Raw genomic sequence first — 25,013 nt, 5'->3', positions numbered from 1 at the left:
CTGACCTGTATGTATAAACAGTGTCATTGATGCCTGCCAGTAGCCTTGCCGTGATCGCCCATTCTGTCGACGACCCGTTCTATTACCTGCACAACTTCCAGCAAGTGCTGCAGTGGATCGCGTTGCGCTATGCCGACGTGCTGGACGACAGCGAGCGGGCCTTCATTGACCAGTTCCCTGAGCAGCCGCGTGCCTCCCGGGCATTGCTGGTGCGCATGGTGATGCGCAAGGGCGAGCTGTTTCGCCCGAGTAAGCTGGCCTACGCTGAAATCGGGGCGCCACTGTCAGCCTTGCAACCTCTGCTTGAACGGGGCTGGGTCACAGACGACAGTCCCTTGACCCTGGAACAGCTGTTTCAAGTGCTGCGCAAGGAAGAAATCGCCAACGGATTCGCCGCGCAGCTGACGCGACCGCGGGCAGCCAAGGCCGAGCTGTTCGCCCAGTTGCAGCCCCTTGAGCTGCCGCCACGGCCCCTGCACGACTGGTTGCCCGGCTTTGTCGAACCGATCATCACGCTGCAGTTGCAAGCCCTGTGCGACCGTTTTCGCCTGCTGTTCTTCGGCAATCTGTACCAGGACTGGTCGGAGTTCGTCCTGTCGGACCTGGGGCTGCTGCGCTACGAGCAGGTGGCCTTCAGTGACGAGTCGCGGGCGCTGCGCCAACGTAGCGATGTCGACCTGGCCCTGGCCTTGCATCACTGCGCCGAGTTGTTCGAGCAGGGATCGCCCGTACCGCAGGTCCTGGCCCAGGTCGAGTCGCTGGACAGCGATAACCCGTGGCTGCTGCGTCGTCGTTCGCGCCTGCTGTACCAGCTCGGCCAGCACAGCGAGCGCCTGGGTGACTGGGACCTGGCCTTGCAGATTTACCCTCGCAGCCAGCACCCGCAGGCGCGGATTCGTCGTATTCGGGTGCTCGAGCGCAGTGAACAGTGGGCCCAGGCCCATGCACTGGCCACGGAAGTTGCCCTGCAACCAGCAGGTCCAGTCGAGATTCAGGCACTGGCGCGGATACTGCCACGCCTGCGGCGCAAGCTGGGTGGGCCGCCGCAACCCCGGCAGGTAAAGGCGCAAACCGGCCTGATCGAACTGCAACTGCCGCTGGAGCAGGCGGCACTGGGCGTGGAGCAGGCGGTACAACTGCACCTTGAACAGCAGGGCGGCCAGGTGCATTACGTGGAAAACACCCTGTTCAACAGTCTGTTCGGCCTGCTGTGCTGGGAGGCCATTTTCGCGCCGCTGCCGGGCGCGTTCTTTCACCCGTTCCAGAGCGCGCCCCAGGATTTGCACGATCCTGAGTTCCGGGTGCGGCGCAGCGCGCTGTTCACCGACTGTCTGGGGCAGTTGGACGATGGTCGCTACCAGCAGACTATCCGCCGACACTTCGCCAGCAAACAGGGGCTGCAGTCACCTTTTGTCTACTGGCAGGGGCTCACCGAGGCCTTGCTCGATCAGGCCCTGGCCTGCCTGCCCACGCTGCACCTCAAGCGTTGTTTCGAGCGCCTGCTCGAAGATATCCAGAGCAACCGCGCTGGTATGCCTGACCTGATTCAGTTCTGGCCCGAACAGCAGCGCTACCGGATGATCGAGGTCAAGGGGCCGGGTGACCGCCTGCAGGATAGCCAGCTGCGCTGGATCGACTTCTGTACGCAGCACGGCCTGCCGGCCGAGGTGTGCCATGTGCGCTGGATCACGCCGACGCCATGAGTTATCGCGTGGCGGTACGGGCGTTGTGCGAGTTCAGTGCCAAGGTTGGCGATCTGGACTTGCGCTTCACCCCTGCGCCCACTGCCCAGGAGGGTATTAGCGGCCATCAACGGCTGGTGGCCCGCCGTGGGCCGGGCTTTGAAGCCGAAATCAGCCTTGAGGGGCAGTTCGCTGCCTTGCGAGTGCGCGGCAGGGCAGATGGCTATGACCCGCGGCTCAATCGTCTGGAAGAGATCAAGACCTACCGCGGCGACCTGGCGCGTCAGCCGGACAATCATCGACAGTTGCACTGGGCACAGGCAAAAATCTATGGCTGGTTGCTCTGTCAGCAGCGCCAGCTCGCCGGGATCAACCTGGCGCTGGTGTACCTGGATGTCGACAGCGATGCGCAAACCCTGATCGAACAACATTGTAGCGCTGCTGCGCTCGAGCAGTTTTTCAACACCCAGTGTGGGTTGTTCCTGCAGTGGGCCGAACAACAACTGCAGCGCGTGGCATTGCGCGACGACGGGCTACAGGGGCTGGGCTTCCCTTATGGGCAGTTGCGCCGTGGCCAGCGTGAACTTGCCGAGACCGTGTACAAGGCGGTCAGTACCGGGCGCTGTCTGATGGCCCAGGCCACCACAGGCATCGGCAAGACCCTCGGCACCCTGTTCCCGTTGCTCAAGGCCATGGTCCCGCAGCAACTGGACAAGGTCTTGTTCCTCACCGCCAAGACGCCAGGCCGCGCCCTGGCCCTGGAAGCCCTGCAGCAGATACACGACAGTGCCCCTGGCCTGGCGCTGCGCAGCCTCGAACTGGTGGCCCGCGACAAGGCCTGCGAGTATCCCGGCACGGCCTGCCATGGTGAGGCCTGTCCTTTGGCCAAGGGCTTCTACGACCGGCTGCCGGCTGCTCGCCAGGCGGCCCAGGCGCTGACCATCCTCGACAAGGCCGCACTGCGCGAAATCGCCCTGGCTCACCAGGTCTGCCCCTATTACCTGGGGCAGGAGATGGCGCGTTGGGTCGATGTGCTGGTGGCCGACTACAACTACTACTTCGACCAGAGCGCCTTGCTGTATGGCCTTGCCCAAGTCAACCAATGGCGTATTGCATTATTGGTGGACGAGGCTCACAACCTGGTGGAGCGGGCCCGGCAGATGTACAGCGCCAGCCTCGACCAAGGGCAGTTGCAGGCCCTGCGGCGGAACAAACCCACCGGTATGGGCAGTGCGCTGGAGCGCCTCAACCGTCAGTGGAATGCCCTGCACAAGACGCAGCTGGCAGCGTATCAGGTGGCCGACGCGCTGCCAGAGGCGTTCCTCAAGGCGTTGCAGCACTGTGTCGGCCTGATTCAGGAACAACTCAACCAGCAAGTCACCGGGTTCGATCCAGCGCTGTTGCAGTTTTTCTTCAATGCGTTGCAGTTCATCCGTGTCAGCGAGCTGTTCGACGCCCATTTTCTCTTCGATATCAGTAAGCGCCAGGGGCCGGGCAAGCGCAGCCTGTCGACGCTGTGCCTGCGCAATGTGGTGCCGGCCGCGCAGATCGGCCCGCGCATGGCTAGCGCCCGCAGCGCCACGTTGTTCTCCGCGACCCTGAGCCCGAGGCGCTACTACGCCGACTTGCTCGGGATGCCGGTCGACACCGCCTGGCTTGAGGTGGCCTCACCCTTTGCCGCCGAGCAATTGCGGGTGCAGGTAATCAGTCATGTCTCGACCCGTTTTCAGCATCGAGCCGCCTCGGTGACACCCATTACCGAGCTGATTGCCGCGCAATATGCCGCCGAACCTGGCAACTATCTGGCGTTCTTCAGCAGCTTCGAGTATCTGCAACAGGTTGCCACGCAGCTGGCCACAACCCATCCGCACATCGTCCAATGGCGCCAGACGCCGGGTATGGATGAGGCGCAGCGCCAGGGGTTTCTCCAGCGCTTCGCGCCCCTGGGCCGTGGTGTCGGGTTCGCCGTGCTCGGCGGTGCCTTTGCCGAGGGCGTCGATTTGCCTGGCACACGCTTGATCGGGGCCTTTATCGCTACCCTGGGGCTGCCCCAGGTCAACCCGGTGAACGAGCAGATCAAGCAGCGTATGGCCCAACTGTTTGGCGCCGGGTTCGACTACACCTACCTGTATCCTGGGGTGCAGAAAGTCATCCAGGCGGCCGGCCGGGTGATTCGCGGCACTGACGACAGGGGCATGGTCATGTTGATCGACGACCGTTTCGCCGAGCCCAGGGTGCAGGGCATGTTTCCTGCCTGGTGGGCGCCGCAGCAGAAATAATCGCAGTGCCGGGGAGCATTGGCGTCGCGTGCTTGTCAAAGTGCCAGTAAACTCTGCGTTTTCATTACCCTGAACATCCTTTCTTGAGGTTTTGCATGAAGCTCAGTCCTTTGGCAGGCAAACCGGCTCCAACCTCCGTGCTGGTGGATATCCCGCGCCTGTTGACCGCCTACTACACCGGCCAACCCGATGCCAGCATTGCTAGCCAACGCGTCGCGTTCGGCACCTCCGGGCACCGGGGCAGCTCGCTGGAGCTGAGCTTCAACGAGAATCATGTCTTGGCCATCAGCCAGGCGATCTGCCTGTACCGCCAGGCCAAGGGCATCGATGGTCCACTGTTCATTGGCGCCGACACCCATGCGCTGTCGACCCCCGCTACGGCCAGTGCCTTGCAGGTCCTGGCAGCCAATGGCGTTGAAGTCATGCTGTCCAAGGATGATGAGTACACGCCAACCCCAGCGGTGTCCCACGCCATCATCTGCTACAACCGCGGGCGCAGCAGCGGCCTGGCCGACGGCATTGTCATTACGCCTTCGCACAACCCGCCGCAAAGTGGTGGCTTCAAGTACAACCCGCCCAATGGCGGTCCGGCCGACAGCGATGTGACCAAGTGGATCGAAGGCAAGGCCAACGAGCTGCTGGCCGGTGGTCTCAAAGACATCAAGTGCATGGACCACGAGCAGGCTCTGCAAGCCAGCACCACCCACCGCCATGACTACGTGGGCAGCTATGTCGCCGACCTGGAAAATGTCATCGATTTCGACGTCATCCGCAGCGCCAACCTGCGCCTGGGCGTCGACCCGCTGGGCGGGGCAGGCGTGCGTTACTGGTCGGCGATTGCCGAGCACTACAAGCTGAACCTGGAAGTGGTCAACACCGCTGTCGACCCGACCTTCCGCTTCATGTGCGTCGACTGGGACGGCCAGATCCGCATGGATCCGTCCTCACCCCACGCCATGCAGGGTCTGATCGGCCTGCGTGAACGTTTCGACGTGGCCTTTGCCTGCGACCCGGACCACGACCGCCATGGCATCGTTACCCCGAGCGGCCTGCTGGCGCCGAACAATTACCTGGCCGTGGTCATCGACTACCTGTTCCAGCACCGCCCGCAATGGCGGGAGGATGCTGCAGTGGGCAAGACCGTGGTCAGCAGCGGCCTGATCGACCGCGTCACGGCACGCCTGGGCCGACGTTTGTACGAGGTGCCGGTAGGGTTCAAGTTCTTCGCCGACGGCTTGTTCGATGGCAGTCTGGGCTTTGGCGGTGAGGAAAGCGCCGGTGCGTCCTTCCTGCGCAAGGATGGCAGCGTCTGGACCACTGACAAGGATGGCTTGATCCCGGCGCTGTTGGCGGCGGAAATCACCGCCCGTACCGGTCGTGACCCGAGTCAGGCTTATGAGCAACTGACCGCCGAATTGGGCGAACCCTTCGCTACTCGCGTCGAGGCCAAGGCTAATCCACAGCAAAAGGCACTGCTGAGCAAGCTGGCCCCGGAGCAGGTCAAGTCGACCGAGCTTGCCGGTGAGCCGATCGAACAGATCCTCAGCCATGCCCCGGGTAACAACCAGGCCATTGGCGGCTTGAAGGTGATGACTGCCAATGGCTGGTTCGCCGCGCGGCCGTCGGGTACTGAAGACATCTACAAGATCTACGCGGAAAGCTTCGTCGACGCAGCGCACCTGCAGCGCCTGGTGGCTGAAGCCCAGGAACTGGTGGATGCCGCTATCGCCTGATTGCAGTATTTTGTGGGATTCATCCGCGAAGGACTGCGTAGCAGTCCCATTTGCCGGGGTCGCTGTGCGACCCTTCGCGGATGAGTCCGCACGGGTAGCTAGGCCACATCCACCAAGACAATCTCACTGTCTTCCAACGCCGTCACCCTGATCACCTGCTCATCCTCGATGGCGATCCCATCGCGTGCTTCCGTCCGCAAGCCGTTAACCTCGATCAGCCCCTTGGCTGGCACCAGATAACCACGCCGCCCGTCTTCAAACCGATACTCAGCGCTTTCCCCAGCCTGCAGGGTTGCCGCCACCAGGCGCGCATCGGCGCGAATGCGCAGGCTGTCCTCATCGCCCTCACGACCGCTGGCCAGGGTCACGAAGCCTTCGCCGCGCTCGCCTTTCGGGAAGGGCCGGGAGCCCCAGGATGGCGCCTGTCCGACACGCTCAGGTACGATCCAGATCTGGAAGATCCGCGTATCGGCCTTCTCCAGGTTGTACTCGCTGTGGGTGATGCCGGTGCCAGCACTCATCACCTGCACATCGCCGGCCTCGGTGCGGCCCTTGTTGCCCAGGTTGTCCTGGTGGCTGATGGCGCCTTCACGCACATAGGTAATGATTTCCATATCGCGGTGCGGATGCGGCGGGAAACCACTGCCAGCAGCAATCAGGTCGTCGTTCCAGACCCGCAGGCTGCCCCAGTGCATCCGTTGCGGGTCATAGTACTCGGCAAAGGAAAAATGATGATGGGCGTCGAGCCAGCCATGGTTGGCGTGGCCAAGGCTCTTGAAAGGGCGCAGTTGCAGCATGATGGGCTCTCCTGGTGAGTCGGTTGATGGAGCGATCATCGCTGAATCTATAATCGAAAATAAGCGTAAATTTCGGCTGATTTCAATCGAACTGTTGGATGTGTACAGCTAGGGTGATTTATACGCTTCATCGTCTAATTCACTGATCTGCAAGCATTCAGCTGGTGATTTTTGTCCGATGGAGCGAACATGAGCGCAGGTTTTTTCGTGTTGGAGTCGGTGTGTCTGAAGAGCGTCCCAAGCTACCTCTGGAGTTGACTCCACCTGCGCAGCTGCCCTGGATCCGGCGCCTGACGGCGCGCATGCTCGGCCGTGGCTTGAGCCGGTTGCAGGCCCAGCACCGTGACTCCTGGTTCCAGGGGCACGCCAGTGGCCAGCGCACCGGGCACGCCGACGGTTTGCGCGAAGGCTACGAAGAAGGGCGGGTGGACGGCTATGAAGCTGGGCGCCAGGTCCTGGTGATCCGTGACACGCGCCCCGACGGCCACGGCGTACCTGGGCAAGATGACCACTTGTTCGATGACTGGCGCCTGCCGCTGACGGCCGAGTTGAAGAAGCGCTTCAAGGTTGACGTCGCCCAGCGCCTGCCAGCGCATGCGCAGCCAAGCGCGGCGCAGTGGAAGATGATCTTCAGCGATACGCCGTCCACCTGCGTCATCGCCGGTGCCGGAGCCGGCAAGTCGACCTCGCTGGTGCTGCGTATTCTGTTGCTGCGCCATTACCTGGGCTACGAGCTGGACGCCATGACCGTGGTGACCTTCACGCGTGAGTCGCGCAAGGATTTCATTGCCCGTCTGGTACAGGTGTTCGGTCTCTGGCAGCTTGCCCTGAATCCCGCCCAGGCCCGCGAATTAGTGCGTACCTTCCACTCGCGCATCCTGCCGTTGGTGCGCAGCCTGCCGGGCTTCAGCCAGGTACGTGCATTCGAAACCCTGGGCAGTGAGATGCCGGGAGGCAGCGAAGCCAACGCCGAGAGTAATCCGTTTGACCTGCGCATCAATGACGCTCAGCGCCAGCAGCTCAACCTGTGCTACCGCGACCTGCTCAAAAACAGCTCGCGTTTCGCCGAGCTGATCGCTGGCCTGCGGCGGGAGGCCCTGCAGCTCAAGGCTCTGGACCGCGATCATCCTGACGTGCAAAAACGTGTGGCAGTGACCCAGCTTTCGGCCAGCCGTGATGAGGAACTGTGCGACACCCTTGAAGACCTCTGGTTTGCAGCAGGCGCCTGGCCGATCAAGGGCATTGAGCCGAGCCGTGAGACAGTCGAAATCAACGGCAGTCGTTTCCATTTCCATGGCTATGTCGCCGAACTGGATGCCTGGGTCGTGCTCGGCTTCGATCCGGGTGAAAACCAGCAGTACAAGCGCCCCGGGGCGAAGCTGCCGGTCTGGGCGGAGTGGGTGATAAAGCGCACCTTGTTTCAAGCTTTCTGCGACAAGCCTGTGATTTGGTTGGAAAACTATGCTGCTGCCAAGCGCCTGACATCGTCCCTGGCGGGTGATGCTGTGGCCGGGCCGGGTTTCGATTACAAAGTCAAGGGAGAGCTGTCGGCGGTGCCGCTGCTCGATGCCTTTGTCGCTGCCGCAGGCTTTATCGAGAACCTCGGGCTTGAAGTGAACAAGGCCGTGGGCGCCATGAGTTTCCCAGCAGGCGATAGCGATGCCCAGTTCTTCGAAGCCCTGAGCCTGTACTGGAAGGCCTTGGAAGCGCACCTGCTCGGCCAGTCGCCACCGATCATGAGCTACAACCGCATGTTTGCCTTGTTCGGCGAGAACAACCCGGAGAACCTGCGGCTGCTGCCCGATCCCTTGTTGCGACCGTTGGCGCACCTGATGATCGACGAGTTCCAGGATGTCTCGCCGCAGATCGTCTCTTGGCTGCGGGCCTGCCTGCGCGAGATTCGCCGACGTGGCCCGACCTTGCACGTCGGGCGGGTAGCCCAGCATTCCTCGCTGCTGTGCGTGGGTGATGACTGGCAGTCGATCTATGGCTGGCGTGGCAGTTCGCCCAAATTCTTCATGGAGTTCAGCAAGGAATTCGTCGCCCCGAGCAATACCCGGGTGATGCTCGCCGACAACTACCGCAGCCACCAGCACATCATCGACGCGGCCGAACATATCGTGAAGCCGGCACCGGCGATCAATGGCAAGAAGGCCAGGTCTTGTGGCCCGGCAGCAGAGGAGCCGCTGCCGGTCAAAGTACTTGAACGCGACGAAGCAGCACTGGCGCAAACGCTGATGGAACATTACCGGCGCGGCGAATCGGTGATGATGTTGTTTCGAAAAAGTAGCGATAAATTATTGATATCAGAGCATATTAAATCTTTGGTTAATCATGAGGCAGGGCTGCCGGTCAGTCAGCGACGGTTCCGCCAGCTGACCTACCACAGTGCCAAGGGGCTGCAGGCAGACGCCGTGTTCATGCTCGGTGATTGCCAGCACCTGACCAGTTCGCCCTACAAGAACCAGGTTTATCGCCAGGCGGGATTGGGACGTGCGGGGGATCCGCTGGCGTTCGATAACGCCCAGAAGGACGAAGTGCTGCGTCTGGCTTATGTGGCCATTACCCGTGCGGCAAAGCATTGTTATTGGTACGTGGAAAAGCCCACAGGCGAAGCAGCCAATCTGCCCAGGGCTTCGAGCCAGGTAGATGGGCGCAAGGCGTTTTTCGAGGATGGGCGGGGCAGCGCAGGCTGAGTTGCGCTGCCCCGCGCTGGGAGCGGCCGAATCAGGCCTTCAGCGCTGCATCCGGCTTTACCGTCGGCACCGGTTTGCCAATCGCCTGCTCGACCCGCTGCGCCACTGCCGGATCATCGGCAAAGGGTATCAGGCTGACCTGGTCGTCCACCTCGCGGCTATGGCCACACAGACAGGCGCTGGTGACCAGGTAGAAGAACACTACGCCGGTCAGGCAATACAGCGCATACAGCCACTGATCCATCACCATGCTCCTCAGGCCATGCGGGCGTTGGACAACGCCAGCTTTTCATCCTCGACGCGCACCGTGCGCCAGGTGTTGTAAGCCATCAGCAGCATGCCAGTGAGGAACAGCACACCACCGATGAAGCGCACCAGGAAGCCCGGATGGCTTGCCACCAGCGCCTCGACAAAAGAGTAGGTGAGGGTGCCGTCTTCATTGGTGGCGCGCCACATCAGGCCCTGGGCGATGCCGTTGACCCACATCGAGGCGATGTACAGTACGGTGCCGATGGTAGCCAGCCAGAAGTGGGCGTTGATCAGGCCGATGCTGTGCATCTGCTCGCGACCGAAGACTTTCGGGATCATGTGATAGAGCGAACCGAAGGTGATCATCGCCACCCAGCCCAGGGCGCCGGCATGGACGTGACCGATGGTCCAGTCGGTGTAGTGCGACAGGGCATTGACCGTCTTGATCGCCATCATCGGGCCTTCAAAGGTCGACATGCCGTAGAACGCTAGTGACAGCACCAAAAAGCGCAGGATCGGGTCGCTGCGCAGCTTATGCCAGGCGCCCGACAGGGTCATCATGCCGTTGATCATGCCGCCCCAGCTTGGCGCCAGGAGGATCAGCGACATGGCCATGCCCAGCGATTGCGCCCAGTCGGGCAGGGCGGTGTAGTGCAGGTGGTGGGGGCCGGCCCAGATATACAGGGTGATCAGCGCCCAGAAGTGCACGATCGACAGGCGATAGGAGTACACCGGCCGGCCGACCTGCTTGGGCACGAAGTAGTACATCATCCCCAGGAAGCCGGTGGTCAGGAAGAAGCCCACGGCGTTGTGACCGTACCACCACTGGACCATGGCGTCGGTGGCGCCGGAATAGACCGGGTAGGACTTGAACCAGCTGACCGGAATCGACAGGTGGTTAACCACGTGCAGCATGGCGATCACTACGATGAAGGCACCGAAGAACCAGTTGCCGACATAGATATGCTTGGCCTTGCGGCGCATCAGGGTGGCGAAGAACACGATGCCATACGCGACCCAGACGATGGCCATCCACACCGCGCCGGTGAATTCGATCTCGGCGTATTCCTTGGTGGTCGTCAGGCCCAGAGGCAGGCTGACCAGCATGATGACGATGGTCGCCTGCCAGCCCCAGAAGGTGAAGGCAGCCAGCTTGTCGCTGTACAGGCGTACCTGGCAGGTGCGCTGGACCGCGTAGTAGCTGGCGGCAAATTGCGCGCTGCCGGCAAAGCCGAAGATCACCAGGCTGGTGTGCAGGGGGCGCAGGCGGCCGAAGCTGGTCCAGGGCAGTTCAAGGTTGAGCTCTGGCCAGACCAGCTGCGAGGCGATCCAGACGCCCATCGCCATGCCGACGATGCCCCAGAACACCGTCATGATGACGAATTGCCGAACCACCTTGTAGTTATAGGCCTGGGCCTGTTGATGTGTGCTCATGGCTAGTTTCCACAGTTCCTGTATGGCTCGTCCTGCCGAAAGGGGGCAGGACACCGGCGCAGACTGTAGGAACCTGTCGATATTCAAAACAGACTCAGAAACTGGGCATAACACCGGATCAGATAAAAGCCCCGTATTTATTGGGGATAACTCCTACTGATATGGGCCGGGTGCGACGATTTATCTCTGTTTTGCCCGAAATTGCCTAGAGCATCGTGGCTTTGTGCCGTAGCGCCTTTACGGTGGAATTACCTTGACATCACCTTTGGCCCGCCCGCAGAATTTCCACAAACTTTGCGCGCAAAGTTTTAGCTGCGATTGCAAGGATCGTGTCAGTGATACGCGACAAAATATCTAGCCAATCCGCCATCGAGCGTGTGCGACGACGCTTACGCGCCGGGAGCAAGCACCACCGCCAGAGCGGGACACTATAAGAACGACGGGAGCAACAGATGAAGCTTTCCAAAGAACTGGTCCTCCAGGCACAAGCGACGTTCGGGACACCGACCTACCTCTACGATGAAGCCGTGCTGCGCAGCAGTTTCAACGAGTTGCGTAACGCATTGCCGGACTGCGTGGACATCTTCTATGCATTGAAGGTCAACCCGAACCTGTCCCTGGTGAAATTGATCCGTTCATACGGTGGCAACACTGAAGTCTGCTCGCTGGGCGAGCTGGAAATTGCCCTCAAGGCCGGGGTGGCGGCGCAGGACATTATTCTGCTAGGCCCTTACAAGAAGCCTGAAGAACATCGCCGGGCTTTGCAGGTCGGGGTGTTCGCCATCGTTGTCGAGTCCGAAAGCGAGTTGCGCAAGTTGTCTGCCCTGGCTGGGGAGCTGGGTTGTGACGCACCGGTAGCAATTCGCATCAACCCGAACTTCTCGGCCGCAGGCTCACCCTGGAAGATGGGCGGGCGGCCCACCCATTTCGGGATCCAGGAAGACACCGCTGTGGCCAACTTTGCCGAGTACCTGGCGTTGCCCAACATCAGGATCAAGGGTATTCACGTCTATAACGGCACCAAGATCCTCGACGCCCAATCGGTCTATGACAACGCCGCCTACATCCTCGGCCTGTTCCGCACCCTGTGCCGACGCCATCAGGTGGACATGCGCATGGTCGATGTCGGCGGCGGCCTGGGTATAAAGTACTACGAAAACGAAACAGAACTTGATACCGCCCAGCTCAAACAGTTGCTGGTGCCGCTGTTCAATGACTTCCATCAGGAGTTCCCGCGTACCCGCATCATCCTTGAGTCGGGGCGCTTCATTGCCGGCAAGTGCGGCGCTCTGCTGGTCACCGTCGACAATATCAAGGAAAACCACGGCAAGACCTTTGCGGTCACCGATGGCGGTACCAACTGCCATGGTGCGGCGGCGGGCAGCGGTCAGGTGCTCAAGCGCAACTTCCGCATCGTCAAGGCCTCTGGCAGCAACGGCGCGCCGTTGCGCGAATACCATATCTCCGGGCCGCTCTGTAGTCCCGATGACCTGCTCGGGCGCGATGTCTGCCTGGAAACCTTGCACGAAGGCGATATCCTCGCCGTGACCGCCTCGGGTGCCTATGGCCCTTCGGCCTCGCCGACCCTGTTCCACAGTCATGGCCACCCGGCCGAAGTAGTGGTCAGCAATAACCAGCTGTTTCTCGCCAGGGCGCGCCAGAGTGCCCTGGAAATTCGCGACAGCCATGCCGATGTGCCGCTCGAGGCGATGCTCTGCACAGCCGCGGCGGCCGAACCTGCCCCGGCTGTCCAGGCAACGACCCAGCGTCAACTCAGCGACATCCTGCGGGTGGTGCTGAAGTTGCCAGAAGGTACTGTCATCAATGCCGACTCCCACTTGCGTGACGACCTGGGCCTGGACTCGCTGACCTCCATGGAACTGCTGATCAGCCTGGAGGACGATATAGAGGGCTTCTTCGTCAATCCAGACACCATTGTGCCGGGACATTTCAACACCGTGGCGACCCTGGCCGGCTATATCGATGCTCATCGACAGACCAGCGCGGTGCGCCGAGTCACGGGGGTTGTCGAGGTGCAGCATGAAAGTGCCTGAAACCCTGCTGCAGGATGTGCTGGAGACCTGTAACGGCTTGTATCCTAACAAAGCCGCGATCATCTACGCCGATGAAACCTACACCTATGCGCAACTGGACGAAGCCAGCGCACGCCTGGCGGCAGGCTTGCAGGTCAATGGCCTGCAGCGCCAGGAGCGGGTCGTGGTGTGCCTGGGCAACCGGGTCGAAACGGTCTGCGCCTTCTGGGGCATCCTCAAAGCCGGCGGCGTGGTGGTCAATGTCGGGCTGGAAACCCCGGCCGACAGTCTCGACTATATCGTTCGCGATGCCGAGGCTACGGTGTTGATCACTACCACCGAGAAAATCGCCAGCCTGCCGGCCAGCACCGCCGAGCTCGATCATCTCAAGCTGATCGTACTGCTTGATGGCGAAGCCGGTTCGAGCGTGGCCCAGACATTCGAAAGCCTGCTCGGGCAAGGTGGTGGGGAACCGCTGCCGTGCGGCAACCTTGACCTGGACCTGGCGGCGATCATCTACACCTCAGGCTCCACCGGCGCGCCCAAGGGCGTGATGCTGACCCACCGCAACATGCTCGCGGCACTGACTTCACTGCACACCTACCTGGGTTACAACGATACCGACAAGGTGCTCTGCTCGCTGCCGCTGTCATTCGACTACGGCCTGTACCAGATGATCATGGCCATCAGTGCCGGGGCCACCCTGGTGCTGGAGAAGGAGTTCACCTGGCCGATTTTCCTGATCAGGAAGATCCGCCAGTACCAGGTCACGGTGATCCCGTTCGTGCCGACCATGCTGACGCTGTTGCATGAGTATGCGCGCAAACGTGAGGCGATCTTTGCGGGGGTGCGCATGGTCACCAACACCGGTGCCGCGCTCAAGGCCCCGCATATCGCCCAGATGAAGGCGCTGTTTCCCCAGGCGCAGATCTTTTCGATGTATGGCCTGACCGAGTGCAAGCGCTGCACCTACTTGCCACCTGAAGACATCGACAGCAAGCCGGGCAGCGTCGGTATCGCCATTCCCAACACCGAGTTGTGGCTGGTGGACGATCGGGATCGGCGTATAGATCAGCCTCATCAGGTCGGCCAGTTGGTGATTCGCGGCGCCACGGTCATGGCCGGCTATTGGCGCAACCCCGCGGCCACCGCGCTCAAGCTCAAACCTGGGCGGTATCCGGGGGAGAGCGTGCTTTATACCGGTGACTACTGCAGCCTCGACGAGGATGGCTATCTGTATTTTCGCGGGCGCATGGATCATATGATCAAGTCACGGGGCATGAAGGTCAGCCCCAGTGAAGTAGAGGGCTTTCTCTACGCCATCGACGGCGTGGAAGCCGCCGCCGTGGTCGGTATCGAACAGTCTTCGGTGGGCGAGGGACTGTGTGCGTTCATTACCTTGAGTCAAGGTGTGAGCCTCAGCGCCGAGCAACTGCTCGAGCGTTGCCGCCATGGCCTTGAGGCGCACAAGGTGCCGTTGTCCATCAGTATAGAAAGCAGCCTGCCACGCACTGCCAACGGCAAGGTTGACCTGCAGCAGTTACAGCATTCGGCACGCAACGCACAGCGAGTGGTGACCGGATGAAGCGTCGGGCGCGGCAGTTACGGCGGGAGGTGTACCCATGAGTTTGGGCCATAGCGGTCATGAGCAATCGCTGGACGTCAACGGCAACCACTTCGCCTTGCGCACCTGGGGTAATGAAAGCGGCCATCCGGTGCTCGCCCTGCACGGCTGGCTGGACAATGCCGCATCCTTCGAGCGCATCGCCCCGTTGTTGCCCGATTGCTTTGTGGTGGCCCCGGATCTGGCCGGGCACGGGCGTTCCGAACATCGCCGGGCCGACAGCGGTTACTACCTGTGGGAACACGCCGACGATATGAATGCCTTGGTCGAGTGCCTGGGCTGGAAGCGGTTTTCAGTGCTGGGCCATTCCATGGGTACGGGTATAGCGTCGATTCTTGCGGCCATGAACCGGGCCATCGTCAGCATGGTATTTATCGATGGCATGGGCGTACCGTTTACTGTGGACGAGGGCAACACTGTCGAGCACATGCGCAAGGCCCAACGCCTGTTGCGATTGGCCGTGCGAACGCGTCTGCATGGTTTCGGCGGGCCTGAAGAGGCACAGTTCAGCAGCCTGGAAATGGCCATCAAAGAGCGCCGCAACGGTCTCGACGGCAACCTGAGTGCAGAGGGTGCACGGTTGTTGGCCATGCGTGATCTGCTCAATCTGGGGCACGGCTATCGCTGGCGCCATGACCCACGCCTGGTGCTGCCCGAGCCGTTGCAACTGACCGAACGCCAGGCCTGTGAGTTCCTGCAGCAGATCAACTGTCCGCTGCACGTGTTACTCGGGCGCCAGGGCCTGTTCGCCGGTCCTGCGTTTGATAAACGAAAAAACGCCTTGCCCCCGGATACCCGGGTGCATTGGTACGACGGCGGTCACCATTTTCATCTGGATGCCCCCGCGCCTGCGCTGATAGAACAGCTTAACGCAGCGTTGAGGCAGGGTGAGTCGGGGCCGCGGCAACGCTTAGTCAATGGGTAATGGAGTACACGCGTGAAAGAATTCTGGATTGCACCATCGATACTGGCAGCTGATTTCGCCCGGCTGGGGGAGGAAGCCGAACAGGTGCTGGCCGCCGGTGCCGATGTCATCCATATCGATGTTATGGATAACCACTATGTGCCCAACCTGACCATGGGTCCGCAGTTCTGCAAGGCGTTGCGCAGCCACGGTATTAGCGCGCCGATTGATGTGCACCTGATGGTGACGCCGGTGGACAGCATGATCCAGGCCTTCGCCGAGGCGGGCGCCGACTACATTTCGATTCATCCCGAGGCGACCCTGCACCTGGACCGTTCCGTGCAACTGATCAAGGACCTGGGCTGCAAGGCCGGGCTGGTGTTCAACCCGGCCAGCAGCCTGGACGCCGCCCATTATGTGCTCGATCGGCTCGACCTGATCCTGCTGATGTCGGTCAACCCCGGCTTCGGCGGCCAGCGTTTCATCCCTCAGGTGTTGCCCAAGATTGCCGCAGCGCGCAAGCTGATCGATGACTGTGGCAGGAACATCCGCCTGGAGGTGGATGGCGGGGTCAATCTGCAAACCATCGGTCAGGTTGCAGCGGCAGGCGCGGACATGTTCGTCGCCGGCACGGCAATCTTCGCCCAGCACGACTACCGCGATACGATCTCGGCCTTGCGCCGCAAGATTGCCGATGCTGTGATCAACCACAACTGATAAGCGGTCTTACCCACGATTCTCGCGAATCCAGCATGAGTTACCTGTCCTTGCACAAAAATACCGAAACCACCTTGCGGCCGATTAGTCGGGTCAAGGGAGGTGGGCATGCTTGACCCGACCTTCGACTTCGACAAGATGCTGTGCTTCTCGCTGTACTCGACCGCCAATGCCATGGTTCGCGATTATGCAGAACCACTGAAGCGGCGTGGCATTACCTACCCGCAACTGCTGGTGATGGCCGGGTTATGGGGTAAGGACGATGTCTCGATCAGCGCCTTGAGTGAATTGACCCTGTTCGACCTGGGTACCTTGACGCCTATTGTCAAACGCCTGGCCGAAAATGGTTTTATCACCGTCTACCTTGATCCCAACGACCGCCGCCGGCGCAACCTGCTGCTGACCGACAAGGGCCGCGAACTCAAGGCCGAAGCGGCCCAGGTGTTCAATAGCATGGCCTGCAAGATCGACCTTGGGGAAAGCGAGGTAGCGCAGGTACTCAGCGTTTGCCAGCGTATTCGTTCGCGGCTGCGCTAACGCAGGATGATAGGGCCTGTGTGAGCGGGCCCGAATCAACGCTGAAGAAATTCCGGCGTATTGAAATTACTCAATCGCCGGTCATCCTCGGGATACTCCAGCGCCCGCACCGGATGCTTGAGCAACGCTCGCTGAATGCCCCGATCACCCTGTTGCCAGGCTTGCTCAAGGTCATCGCGCAGCGCGCAGGGAATCAGGCTGAACATCGGCTGCCAGTAGCCACCCTGGCGAATCATAGCCGGTTGCCCCTGGTCATTGGCCTGGCTAAGCAGATCAACAATCAGCGCGCTGTCGATCAACGGCGCATCGCAGGCCAGCACCAGCATCCAGGGATGACGTGCCACTGCAAGGCCGGCCAGTACGCCCGCCAGCGGGCCGGGAAAATCCGGGTGTGCATCGCTGACCAGTTGATCGGCATAAGGCCGGTACTGGTCCTGGTTGCGGTTGCAGGAAATGATCAGATCATCGGTCAGTGGCCGCACTACAGCCTGGATATGGGCAATCAGTGGCTTGCCCTGCCAGTCCAGCAGGCCCTTGTCCTGGCCGCCCATGCGCTGGCCGCGACCACCGGCCAGCAGAAGAATGGAGCAGGTGGGAGTGGTGGCGGGCATTGGTAAGTTCCTGGCAGTGTCAGCCGGTTACCTTCCCATGCACGCCGCCACCTGTCCAGATCAGCGCTCTTCGACGACCGCCGGTGCTTGTTGCGTCTGCGCACGGCGCTTGCCGGTCAGGCGCATGACCACGACGAAGAACACCGGCACGAACACCACCGCCAGGGTGGCACTGAGCATGCCGCCGATCACGCCGGTGCCGATGGCCTGTTGGCTGGCCGAGCTGGCACCACTGGCAATGGCCAGGGGCACTACGCCGAGGATAAATGCCAGCGAGGTCATGACAATCGGTCGCAGACGCAGGCGCGCTGCCTGCACCGTGGCGTCCACCAGGTCATGTCCTTCATCGACCAGGTGCTTGGCGAACTCGATGATCAGGATCGCGTTCTTTGCCGACAGACCGATCAGGGTGATCAGGCCGACCTTGAAGAACACATCGTTGGGCATGCCGCGCAAGCTCACGGCAATCACCGCGCCAAGCACGCCCAACGGCACCACCAGCAGCACTGAAGTCGGAATCGACCAGCTTTCGTACAACGCCGCCAGGCACAGGAACACCACCAGCAGCGACAGCGCCATCAACATCGGTGCCTGAGTGCCGGACAGGCGCTCCTGCAGTGACAGGCCGGTCCACTCCAGGCCTATCCCCAGCGGCAACTGATCGACCAGGCGCTGGATCTCTTCCATAGCCTGGCCCGAGCTGTAGCCCGGCGCTGGTTCACCCGACACCGCAACCGCCGGATAACCGTTGTAGCGTGTCAGTTGCACCGGGCCGGTGACCCATTTGGCCTGAACAAAGGCTGACAGCGGGACCATCTTGCCGCTGCTGTTGCGAACATGAATCTTCAGCAGGTCTTGCACCTGGGCGCGCTGGTCGCCTTCGGCCTGCACCACCACGCGCTGCATACGCCCCTGGTTGGGGAAGTCGTTGACGTAGTTGGAGCCCACCGCAGTGTTGAGCACATTGCCGATATCGGCAAACGACACGCCCAAGGCGTTGGCCTGCTTGCGGTCGACCTCCAGCTGCACTTGCGGGCTTTCCGCCAGGGCACTTTCGCGGACATTGACCAGCAACGGGCTTTTCTCGGCATTGGCCAGCAATTGATCTCGTGCAGCCATCAACGCCGCATGCCCCAGGCCGCCGCGATCCTGCAGGCGGAACTCGAAACCACTGGAGGTGCCGAGGCCGTCCACCGGTGGCGGCAGTACGGAATAAGCAATGGCATCCTTGAGCTGGCTGAACGCAGCATTGGCGCGGTCGGCAATCGATTGGGCGCTGTCGTCGGCGCCGCGTTCTGACCAGTCCTTGAGGGTGGTAAAGGCTAATGCCGCGTTCTGGCCATTGCCGGAGAAACTGAAACCCAGAATCAGGGTGCTGTTACCAACGCCCGCTTCAGTAGCGTTGTGCGCTTCGATCTGCGCCGCCACCTGTTCGGTACGGGCGCGGCTGGCCCCCGGCGGCAGTTGGATGTCGGTGATGGTGTAGCCCTGGTCTTCGGTGGGCAGGAACGAGGAGGGCAGTTGGCTGAAGCCATACACCAACCCTGCCACCAGTACCAGGTAGACCATCAGGTAGCGTCCGCTACGTTTGAGCGCCTGGATAACCCAGCGTTGGTAGCCATTGGTCAGGCTTTCGAAGCGCCGGTTGAACCAGCCGAAGAAACCCTGCTTTTCATGGTGCTCACCCTTGGCGATCGGTTTGAGCAGGGTGGCGCACAGGGCGGGGGTCAGACTCAGAGCCAGGAATGCCGAGAACAGAATCGACACGGCCATGGACACCGAGAACTGCTGGTAGATGACCCCTACCGAGCCCTTCATGAAGGCCATGGGCAGGAACACCGCCACCAGCACCAGGGTAATGCCGACAATAGCGCCGCTGATCTGGCCCATGGCCTTTTTGGTCGCATCCCGCGGCGACAGGCCTTCTTCACTCATGATCCGTTCGACGTTCTCCACCACCACGATGGCGTCGTCCACCAGGATACCGATGGCCAGCACCATGCCGAACAGGGTCAGCACGTTGACCGAGAAACCCAATGCCAGCATCACCGCGAATGTGCCCATCAGCGCAACCGGCACCACCAAAGTCGGGATCAGGGTGTAGCGGATGTTCTGCAGGAACAGGAACATCACCGCAAACACCAATGCCATGGCTTCAAGCAGGGTGGTGATCACCTGCTGGATCGAGACCTTGACGAAGGGCGAAGTGTCGTAGGGGATGTCGAACTTGGCGCCGGGTGGCAGGAAACGCGATAGTTCATCGAGCTTGGTACTGACCAGGGTCGCGGTTTCCATGGCGTTGGCACCTGGCGACAACTGTACGCTGAAGGCGCTGGTGGGCTTGCCGTTCAGACGCGTGCCGTACTGGTATTCCTGGCTGCCGATCTCGACCCGGGCGACATCACCGATGGTCACTCGCGAGCCGTCCGGATTGGCGCGCAGGACAATGTCGTTGAACTCCTGCACGCTACTCAGCTGACCCTTGATCACCACGTTGGCGGTGATTTCCTGGGTGCCGGTGCCAGGCAGGTCGCCGATGCTGCCTGGCGCAACCTGGGCGTTCTGGGCGGCAATGGCCTCATTGACGTCATCAGGCGTGAGGTTGAAGCCAATCAGCTTCTGCGGGTCGAGCCAGATCCGCATGGCGCGTTCGGACCCATACAGCTGGGCCTTGCCGACGCCCTTGAGGCGGCGAATCTCGTTCATCACATTACGCGCCAGGAAGTCGCTCAACGTCACTTCATCGAGGCTGCCGTCCTCGGCGGTGAGGGTGACCAGCAGCAGAAAGCCGGTGGAGACTTTTTCCACCTGCAAGCCTTGCTGGGTGACCGGCCGCGGCAGGCGCGACTCGACCACTTTGAGGCGGTTCTGCACATCGACCTGGGCCAGGTCCGGGTTGGTGCCAGGCTCGAAGGTGGCGGTGATGGTGGCACTGCCCAGGCTGCTTTGCGAACTGAAGTAGAGCAGGTTGTCGGCGCCGTTGAGCTCCTCCTCGATCAGGCTGACCACACTTTCGTCGACGGTCTGTGCCGAAGCGCCAGGATAGACCGCATAGATTTCCACCTGGGGCGGTGCCACGTCGGGGTACTGGGCCACAGGCAGCTGTGGAATCGCCAGGGCACCGGCCAGCAGGATGAACAGCGCGACCACCCAGGCGAATACCGGGCGGTCAATGAAAAATTGCGGCATGAATCAGGCCCTCACTGGCCGGTGGTCTGAACGATGGAAGGGGCTTCCTTGCCCGCGTTGTCGACCTGTACCTGGTCGCCCGGATTGACGTGCTGCAAACCCTCGACCACCACCCGATCACCGGGGGCCAGGCCTTCGCTGACAATCCAGCGGTCGTTTTGCACGCTGCCCAGTACCACCGGACGCTCGCTGATACGTTGCTGGCCATCCACCAGCAACACCCGCGGTTTTCCGGCGCTGTCACGCAGGATGGCCCGTTGCGGCACACTGATGCCTTGCGGCTGGATGGCTTGCTCCAGGCGTACCCGAATGAAGCTGCCAGGCAGCAGGTCTAGATCAGAGTTGGGGAATTCGCTGCGCAGGGTGATCTGCCCGGTGCTCGGGTCGACGCTGATGTCGGAGAACAGCAGCTTGCCCGGTAGCGGATAGGGCGTGCCGTCATCCTGGATCAGGGTAGCGCTGGCCTGGTCCTGGCCGACCTGCTGCAACTCTCCGGCGCGCAGGGCGCGGCGCAGGGCAGTGAGCTCACGGGTCGACTGGGTCACGTCGGCGTGGATCGGGTCCAGTTGCTGAATGGTCGCCAGTGGCGTGCTTTCGTTCTGTCCGACCAATGCCCCCTCAGTCACCAGGGCACGGCCGATGCGCCCGGAAATCGGTGCGGTGACGGTGGCATAACCCAGGTTCAGCTTTGCCCGTTCCAGCGCGGCCTTGGCTTCGGCTACGGCGGCGTCGGCCTGCATGGCGGCGGCGCGGGCGTTGTCGTGGTCCTGGCGGCTGACGGCGTTGATCGCGATCAACTCGCGGTAGCGCTCATCCTGCAGGCGGGCCTGGTAGCGGGTCGCCTCGGCTTTGGCCAGGCTGGCGCGGGCGCTGTCGTAGTCGGCCTGGAAGGGGGCCGGGTCGATGCGGAACAGCACATCGCCCTGTTTGACGTCGCTGCCTTCACGGTACACACGCTTGAGCACCACACCGGCGACGCGGGCGCGAACCTCGGCGACGCGTGGGGCGAGGATGCGACCATTGAGCTCAGTGCTGATGGCCAGCGGCTGGACTTTTACTGTCTCGATACTGACGGTGCTGGGTGGGGTCTGTTCTTCGTCCGGGGTGCTGTCATTGCACGCACTCAGGGACAGGGACATGACGAACAGCGCCAGCAATGCGCGTAGACGGACGGGGCTTGAACTGAACATGCGGATCTTCCATAAATGACCCGGCAATGCTAAGGCAGGAGGCCAGCGTCCAACTGTTAAGCTGTGTAGGCCGAGTGTGAAAAAGTGTGAAGGGTTGCGCTGGCTGCGCACAAGGTCCTATATCCTTGCCTGACTTTCCCTGCCTGTCAAACTGCCCATGCCGAACATCCTTCTGGTCGAAGACGACTGCGCGTTGTCTGAACTGATTGCCAGCTACCTGCAGCGCAATGATTTCTGCGTCACGGTGATCGCCCGTGGTGACCACGTGCTGGCCGAGGCGCGACGCAACAAACCGGACCTGGTGATTCTCGACCTGATGTTGCCAGGTCTCGATGGTCTTCAGGTCTGCCGGTTGTTGCGGGCAGAGTCTCAGTCCTTGCCGATCCTCATGCTGACTGCCCGTGATGACAGCCATGACCAGGTTCTGGGGCTGGAGATGGGCGCCGATGACTATGTCACCAAGCCTTGCGAACCACGGGTACTGCTGGCGCGGGTGCGGACCTTGTTGCGCCGCAGCAGTATCAATGAACCACGTTTGGAGACCGACCTGATCGTGGTCGGTGGCCTGCGTATCGACCTGGCAGAACGCAACGTATTCTGGCGCGAGCAACTGGTGGAGCTGTCCAGCGGTGAGTACAACCTGCTGGTGGTGCTGGCGCGCAATGCCGGGGTGGTGCTCAGCCGTGACCGTATCCTGCAACAGCTGCGCGGTATCGAGTTCAACGGCACCGACCGCTCGGTGGATGTGGCCATTTCCAAGTTGCGCCGCAAGTTCGATGACAGCGCTGGCGAAGCCCGCAAGATCAAGACGGTGTGGGGCAAGGGTTATCTGTTCAGCCGACTGGAATGGGAGTTCTGACGCGGCATGCTGAAAATTCTGATTCGCCTGTACCTGGTGATCATTGTCGCTTACGCCGGTGCACTGCTGCTGATCCCTGATGCGATTGTCGGTGCGTTTCATGAGCGCTTCATCGCCTACAACCTGGACCAGGCCAAGGGCGTGCAGAAGCTTCTCGTCGAGCGCTTTCAACAGCTCCCGGCAGACCGCTGGCCGGCGCTGGAGCGCGAACTGGCAACGGATTTCGCGCCCCTGGAGATCGAGTTGCGGCGCCAGGACCAGCTCGGCCTGTCCCCTGCCGACCGGGCGCGCCTGGCGGCCGGGGAGAATGTTGTGCTCCTGGGTGACTGGGGCTATTACAACTCGGCCCTGGCGCCGTTGGACGCTACTTGGGCGGTGGAGCTGCGTAACCCTCCGGACCCACTGGACATCAACCTGCTGTCCTGGGGGGTCACGGTACTGATCGGTGCTGCCTTGCTCGGTTGCCTGCTGCTGTGGGTCTGGCCGCACTGGCGGGATCTGGAGCGCCTCAAGGAAACCGCCCGGAGTCTGGGTCAGGGGCATTTGTCGGAGCGTACGCAGATCCCGGCGCGTTCGAACATCGGCGAACTGGCCCAGGTCTTCGATACCATGGCCCAGGACGTCGAGCGTTTACTGACCCAGCAACGTGAACTGCTCAATGCCGTCTCGCATGAGCTGCGTACACCACTGACCCGGCTGGATTTCGGTTTGGTGCTGTTATTCGACGAAGTTCCGCCCAGTTGCCGCAAGCGTTTGCTGGAACTGGTCGGACACGTGCGTGAGCTGGACGAACTGGTGCTCGAACTGCTGTCCTACAGCCGCTTGCAGAACGCCGATCAGGCGCGCGAACGCGTTGAGGTGTCGTTGCTGGAGTTGGTTGATAGCATCCTTGGCAGCTTTGCCGAAGAACTCGATGGCCGCGGTATCGAATGGCAGGTACGCGCCGAAGACAACCTGCCGCGCTTTATTCTTGACCCACGGCTGACCGCCCGGGCCTTGCAGAACCTGGTGCGCAACGCCATGCGTTACTGCGACCGACAACTGCTGCTACGCCTGAGCCTGGATGCCGAAGGTCACTGCCTGTTGACCGTCGAGGATGACGGCATCGGCATTCCGGTCGATCAGCGTGAACTGATCTTCCAGCCGTTCTACCGCCTGGATCGCAGTCGCGACCGTGCCACTGGCGGCTTCGGCCTGGGACTGGCGATCAGTCGGCGGGCCATCGAGGGGCAGGGCGGGACGTTAACCGTGGCCCAGTCAGCGTTGGGTGGGGCGCAGTTCAGGATTCGTTTACCGCGGGGGTGAGAGGGAGCTGGGCGCCTGCCACAGTACATACCGATCTTTACCCTCATGCTTGGCTTGGTACAAGGCTTCATCGGCCTTCACCAAGGCATTGCTGAGGCTGTCTTCCCGGCGAATCCGGATCAAGCCGATGCTGATGGTTACCGGATACTCGGCGGCGTCTTCGCGGACCCGCTTGCACAGTGCATCGACGCGTTGCTTGGCATCGCTCTGGTCAATACCCCAGAGGTAGATGACAAACTCCTCGCCGCCCAGTCGTGCGTACTCGAACTCGGTCATCGAAGCCTTGATGTTGGCCGCAGTACGCTTGAGCACCAGATCACCGATGTCGTGGCCGAACTGGTCGTTGACCTTCTTGAAGTTGTCGATATCAATCATCGCCAGGTAGCGGCTCTGCTCATCGTCTTCCTGCAGGTGGGTCTGGGCCTTGGCCATGAAGGAACGGCGGTTGGGGATCTCGGTGAGGGCATCGACATAGGCCTGCTCCAACAGCACCTTGGACATGTAGAAGTTGTGCAGCTTGGCGCGGCGCATTTTCAGGTAGGTGTAGAGGACCAGGCCGTTGAGGAACACCGCATAGCACAGGAACATGATGCCGCGCAGCTCGAAAAGATGTATGCCCGGCACCTGGAAAGGGTGAAGGTTGATCCACGTGACCAGCAGCGCCGCAAAAAACGACCAGCGCCGTACCGGCAGTACCGACACGCTGTACAAAACGCTGGAGGCGCCCAGCACCAGCCAGGCCGGGCGCAGTCCTTCTGGCAAACCCTCGATCACCAGGCGCATGGCCAGGGTGATGACGGCGATGAACACCAGGTTGAGGATGTCGAAGTGCCCGGCCGTACGAGTGAAGTTCAGGATGATGGTAAGGCTCACCATGACCGTAATGAAGACCATCGACAGCCAGGTAAAGTCCTGCTGGCCCAAGTTGCTGACGATCAGGTCGAAGAGCAGCCAGATGCCGACACTGACACAGAATATCAGCAGGCAAAACGAGTGCAGGCTTTCGAAGTCATGTTGGCGAAATTCCCGGCGCAACTCGGGTGGTGCGATGTTCCTGCGCACCTGTTGTTCGATGGTCTTGTACATGGTGGCCTGGCGAATCCGATGAGTTCTTATAGTGCTTCAGTTGCCGCTCAAGGTTAGCAGGCCCGGCACACAGGTGATGGCATCGACA

At 61.4% G+C, this 25,013-nt stretch carries 18 protein-coding genes; 11 read left to right on the top strand and 7 right to left on the bottom strand.

Annotation, left to right across the window (positions count from 1 at the left end; translation table 11 throughout):
* Positions 1–50 precede the first annotated feature (50 nt).
* The 3 genes from ACRESH_RS03965 (at position 51) to pgm (ending at position 5,694) form a co-directional block, all read left to right on the top strand.
* Positions 51–1,703 (top strand): VRR-NUC domain-containing protein, encoded by a 1,653-nt coding sequence (locus tag ACRESH_RS03965; protein ID WP_431740753.1) that lies wholly within the window; start codon positions 51–53, stop codon positions 1,701–1,703.
* Positions 1,700–3,961: an ATP-dependent DNA helicase gene (locus ACRESH_RS03960; protein WP_431740721.1), complete on the top strand. Its 2,262-nt coding sequence runs from the start codon at positions 1,700–1,702 to the stop codon at positions 3,959–3,961. Before ACRESH_RS03965 ends, ACRESH_RS03960 begins: the two co-directional genes overlap by 4 nt.
* 95 nt (positions 3,962–4,056) lie before the next feature.
* Positions 4,057–5,694, top strand: a complete 1,638-nt coding sequence (pgm, locus tag ACRESH_RS03955; RefSeq protein WP_431740720.1) for a phosphoglucomutase (alpha-D-glucose-1,6-bisphosphate-dependent) — start codon at positions 4,057–4,059, stop codon at positions 5,692–5,694.
* A gap of 98 nt (positions 5,695–5,792) precedes the next feature.
* On the opposite strand, the gene ACRESH_RS03950 is transcribed toward pgm, so the two are convergent.
* Entirely contained in the window at positions 5,793–6,491 is a 699-nt protein-coding gene (locus ACRESH_RS03950; RefSeq protein WP_431740719.1) for a pirin family protein, read from the bottom strand.
* Between the two features lie 302 nt (positions 6,492–6,793).
* Between ACRESH_RS03950 and ACRESH_RS03945 the strand changes: the two genes are divergently transcribed.
* Positions 6,794–9,187 (top strand): UvrD-helicase domain-containing protein, encoded by a 2,394-nt coding sequence (locus ACRESH_RS03945; RefSeq protein ID WP_431740752.1) that lies wholly within the window; start codon positions 6,794–6,796, stop codon positions 9,185–9,187.
* A 31-nt stretch (positions 9,188–9,218) separates the two neighbouring features.
* On the opposite strand, the gene ACRESH_RS03940 is transcribed toward ACRESH_RS03945, so the two are convergent.
* Together ACRESH_RS03940 and ccoN are read right to left on the bottom strand one after the other, a co-directional pair.
* Positions 9,219–9,431: a cbb3-type cytochrome c oxidase subunit 3 gene (locus ACRESH_RS03940; RefSeq protein WP_431740718.1), complete on the bottom strand. Its 213-nt coding sequence runs from the start codon at positions 9,429–9,431 to the stop codon at positions 9,219–9,221.
* An 11-nt stretch (positions 9,432–9,442) separates the two neighbouring features.
* Complete coding sequence (ccoN, locus tag ACRESH_RS03935) at positions 9,443–10,870, bottom strand: cytochrome-c oxidase, cbb3-type subunit I (RefSeq protein ID WP_431740717.1); 1,428 nt, start codon at positions 10,868–10,870, stop codon at positions 9,443–9,445.
* Between the two features lie 452 nt (positions 10,871–11,322).
* Between ccoN and ACRESH_RS03930 the strand changes: the two genes are divergently transcribed.
* The 5 genes from ACRESH_RS03930 to ACRESH_RS03910 all read left to right on the top strand — a co-directional run bounded on the left by ACRESH_RS03930 (position 11,323) and on the right by ACRESH_RS03910 (position 16,685).
* On the top strand, positions 11,323–12,924 hold the full coding sequence (locus tag ACRESH_RS03930; protein WP_431740716.1) for a phosphopantetheine-binding protein: 1,602 nt from the start codon (positions 11,323–11,325) through the stop codon (positions 12,922–12,924).
* Entirely contained in the window at positions 12,911–14,488 is a 1,578-nt protein-coding gene (locus ACRESH_RS03925; protein WP_431740715.1) for a class I adenylate-forming enzyme family protein, read from the top strand. Before ACRESH_RS03930 ends, ACRESH_RS03925 begins: the two co-directional genes overlap by 14 nt.
* A 37-nt stretch (positions 14,489–14,525) precedes the next feature.
* Positions 14,526–15,452, top strand: a complete 927-nt coding sequence (locus ACRESH_RS03920; RefSeq protein ID WP_431740714.1) for an alpha/beta fold hydrolase — start codon at positions 14,526–14,528, stop codon at positions 15,450–15,452.
* Between the two features lie 12 nt (positions 15,453–15,464).
* A complete protein-coding gene (gene rpe / locus ACRESH_RS03915; protein ID WP_431740713.1) occupies positions 15,465–16,148 on the top strand; it encodes a ribulose-phosphate 3-epimerase in 684 nt (227 codons plus the stop codon).
* 108 nt (positions 16,149–16,256) lie between these two features.
* Entirely contained in the window at positions 16,257–16,685 is a 429-nt protein-coding gene (locus ACRESH_RS03910) for a MarR family winged helix-turn-helix transcriptional regulator (RefSeq protein ID WP_431740712.1), read from the top strand.
* Between the two features lie 35 nt (positions 16,686–16,720).
* On the opposite strand, the gene mobA is transcribed toward ACRESH_RS03910, so the two are convergent.
* Genes mobA through ACRESH_RS03895 form a run of 3 tightly spaced genes read right to left on the bottom strand, consistent with a single transcriptional unit; the run spans position 16,721 to position 21,675 of the window.
* Complete coding sequence (gene mobA, locus ACRESH_RS03905) at positions 16,721–17,296, bottom strand: molybdenum cofactor guanylyltransferase MobA (RefSeq protein WP_431740711.1); 576 nt, start codon at positions 17,294–17,296, stop codon at positions 16,721–16,723.
* Positions 17,297–17,356: 60 nt separating this feature from the next.
* Positions 17,357–20,485 (bottom strand): multidrug efflux RND transporter permease subunit, encoded by a 3,129-nt coding sequence (locus ACRESH_RS03900; RefSeq protein ID WP_431740710.1) that lies wholly within the window; start codon positions 20,483–20,485, stop codon positions 17,357–17,359.
* A gap of 11 nt (positions 20,486–20,496) precedes the next feature.
* A complete protein-coding gene (locus ACRESH_RS03895) occupies positions 20,497–21,675 on the bottom strand; it encodes an efflux RND transporter periplasmic adaptor subunit (protein ID WP_431740709.1) in 1,179 nt (392 codons plus the stop codon).
* Positions 21,676–21,832: 157 nt separating this feature from the next.
* On the opposite strand from ACRESH_RS03895, the gene ACRESH_RS03890 reads away from it, so the two are divergent.
* Positions 21,833–22,534, top strand: coding sequence for a response regulator (locus ACRESH_RS03890; RefSeq protein ID WP_431740708.1), 702 nt, complete (start codon positions 21,833–21,835; stop codon positions 22,532–22,534).
* A 6-nt stretch (positions 22,535–22,540) separates the two neighbouring features.
* Positions 22,541–23,839 carry an ATP-binding protein gene (locus ACRESH_RS03885; RefSeq protein ID WP_431740707.1) on the top strand — a complete coding sequence of 433 codons (1,299 nt, stop codon included), beginning with the start codon at positions 22,541–22,543 and terminating at the stop codon, positions 23,837–23,839.
* Here ACRESH_RS03885 and ACRESH_RS03880 read toward each other — a convergent pair.
* Positions 23,825–24,925: a GGDEF domain-containing protein gene (locus tag ACRESH_RS03880; RefSeq protein ID WP_431740706.1), complete on the bottom strand. Its 1,101-nt coding sequence runs from the start codon at positions 24,923–24,925 to the stop codon at positions 23,825–23,827. The genes ACRESH_RS03885 and ACRESH_RS03880 overlap by 15 nt on opposite strands.
* Between the last annotated feature and the right edge of the window lie 88 nt (positions 24,926–25,013).

The sequence above is a fragment of the Pseudomonas sp. genome (genome assembly GCF_050739775.1).
GTDB lineage: Bacteria > Pseudomonadota > Gammaproteobacteria > Pseudomonadales > Pseudomonadaceae > Aquipseudomonas.
The sequence above is the reverse complement of the archived record's forward strand: the minus strand, read 5'-3'. Positions and strand labels throughout refer to the sequence as shown.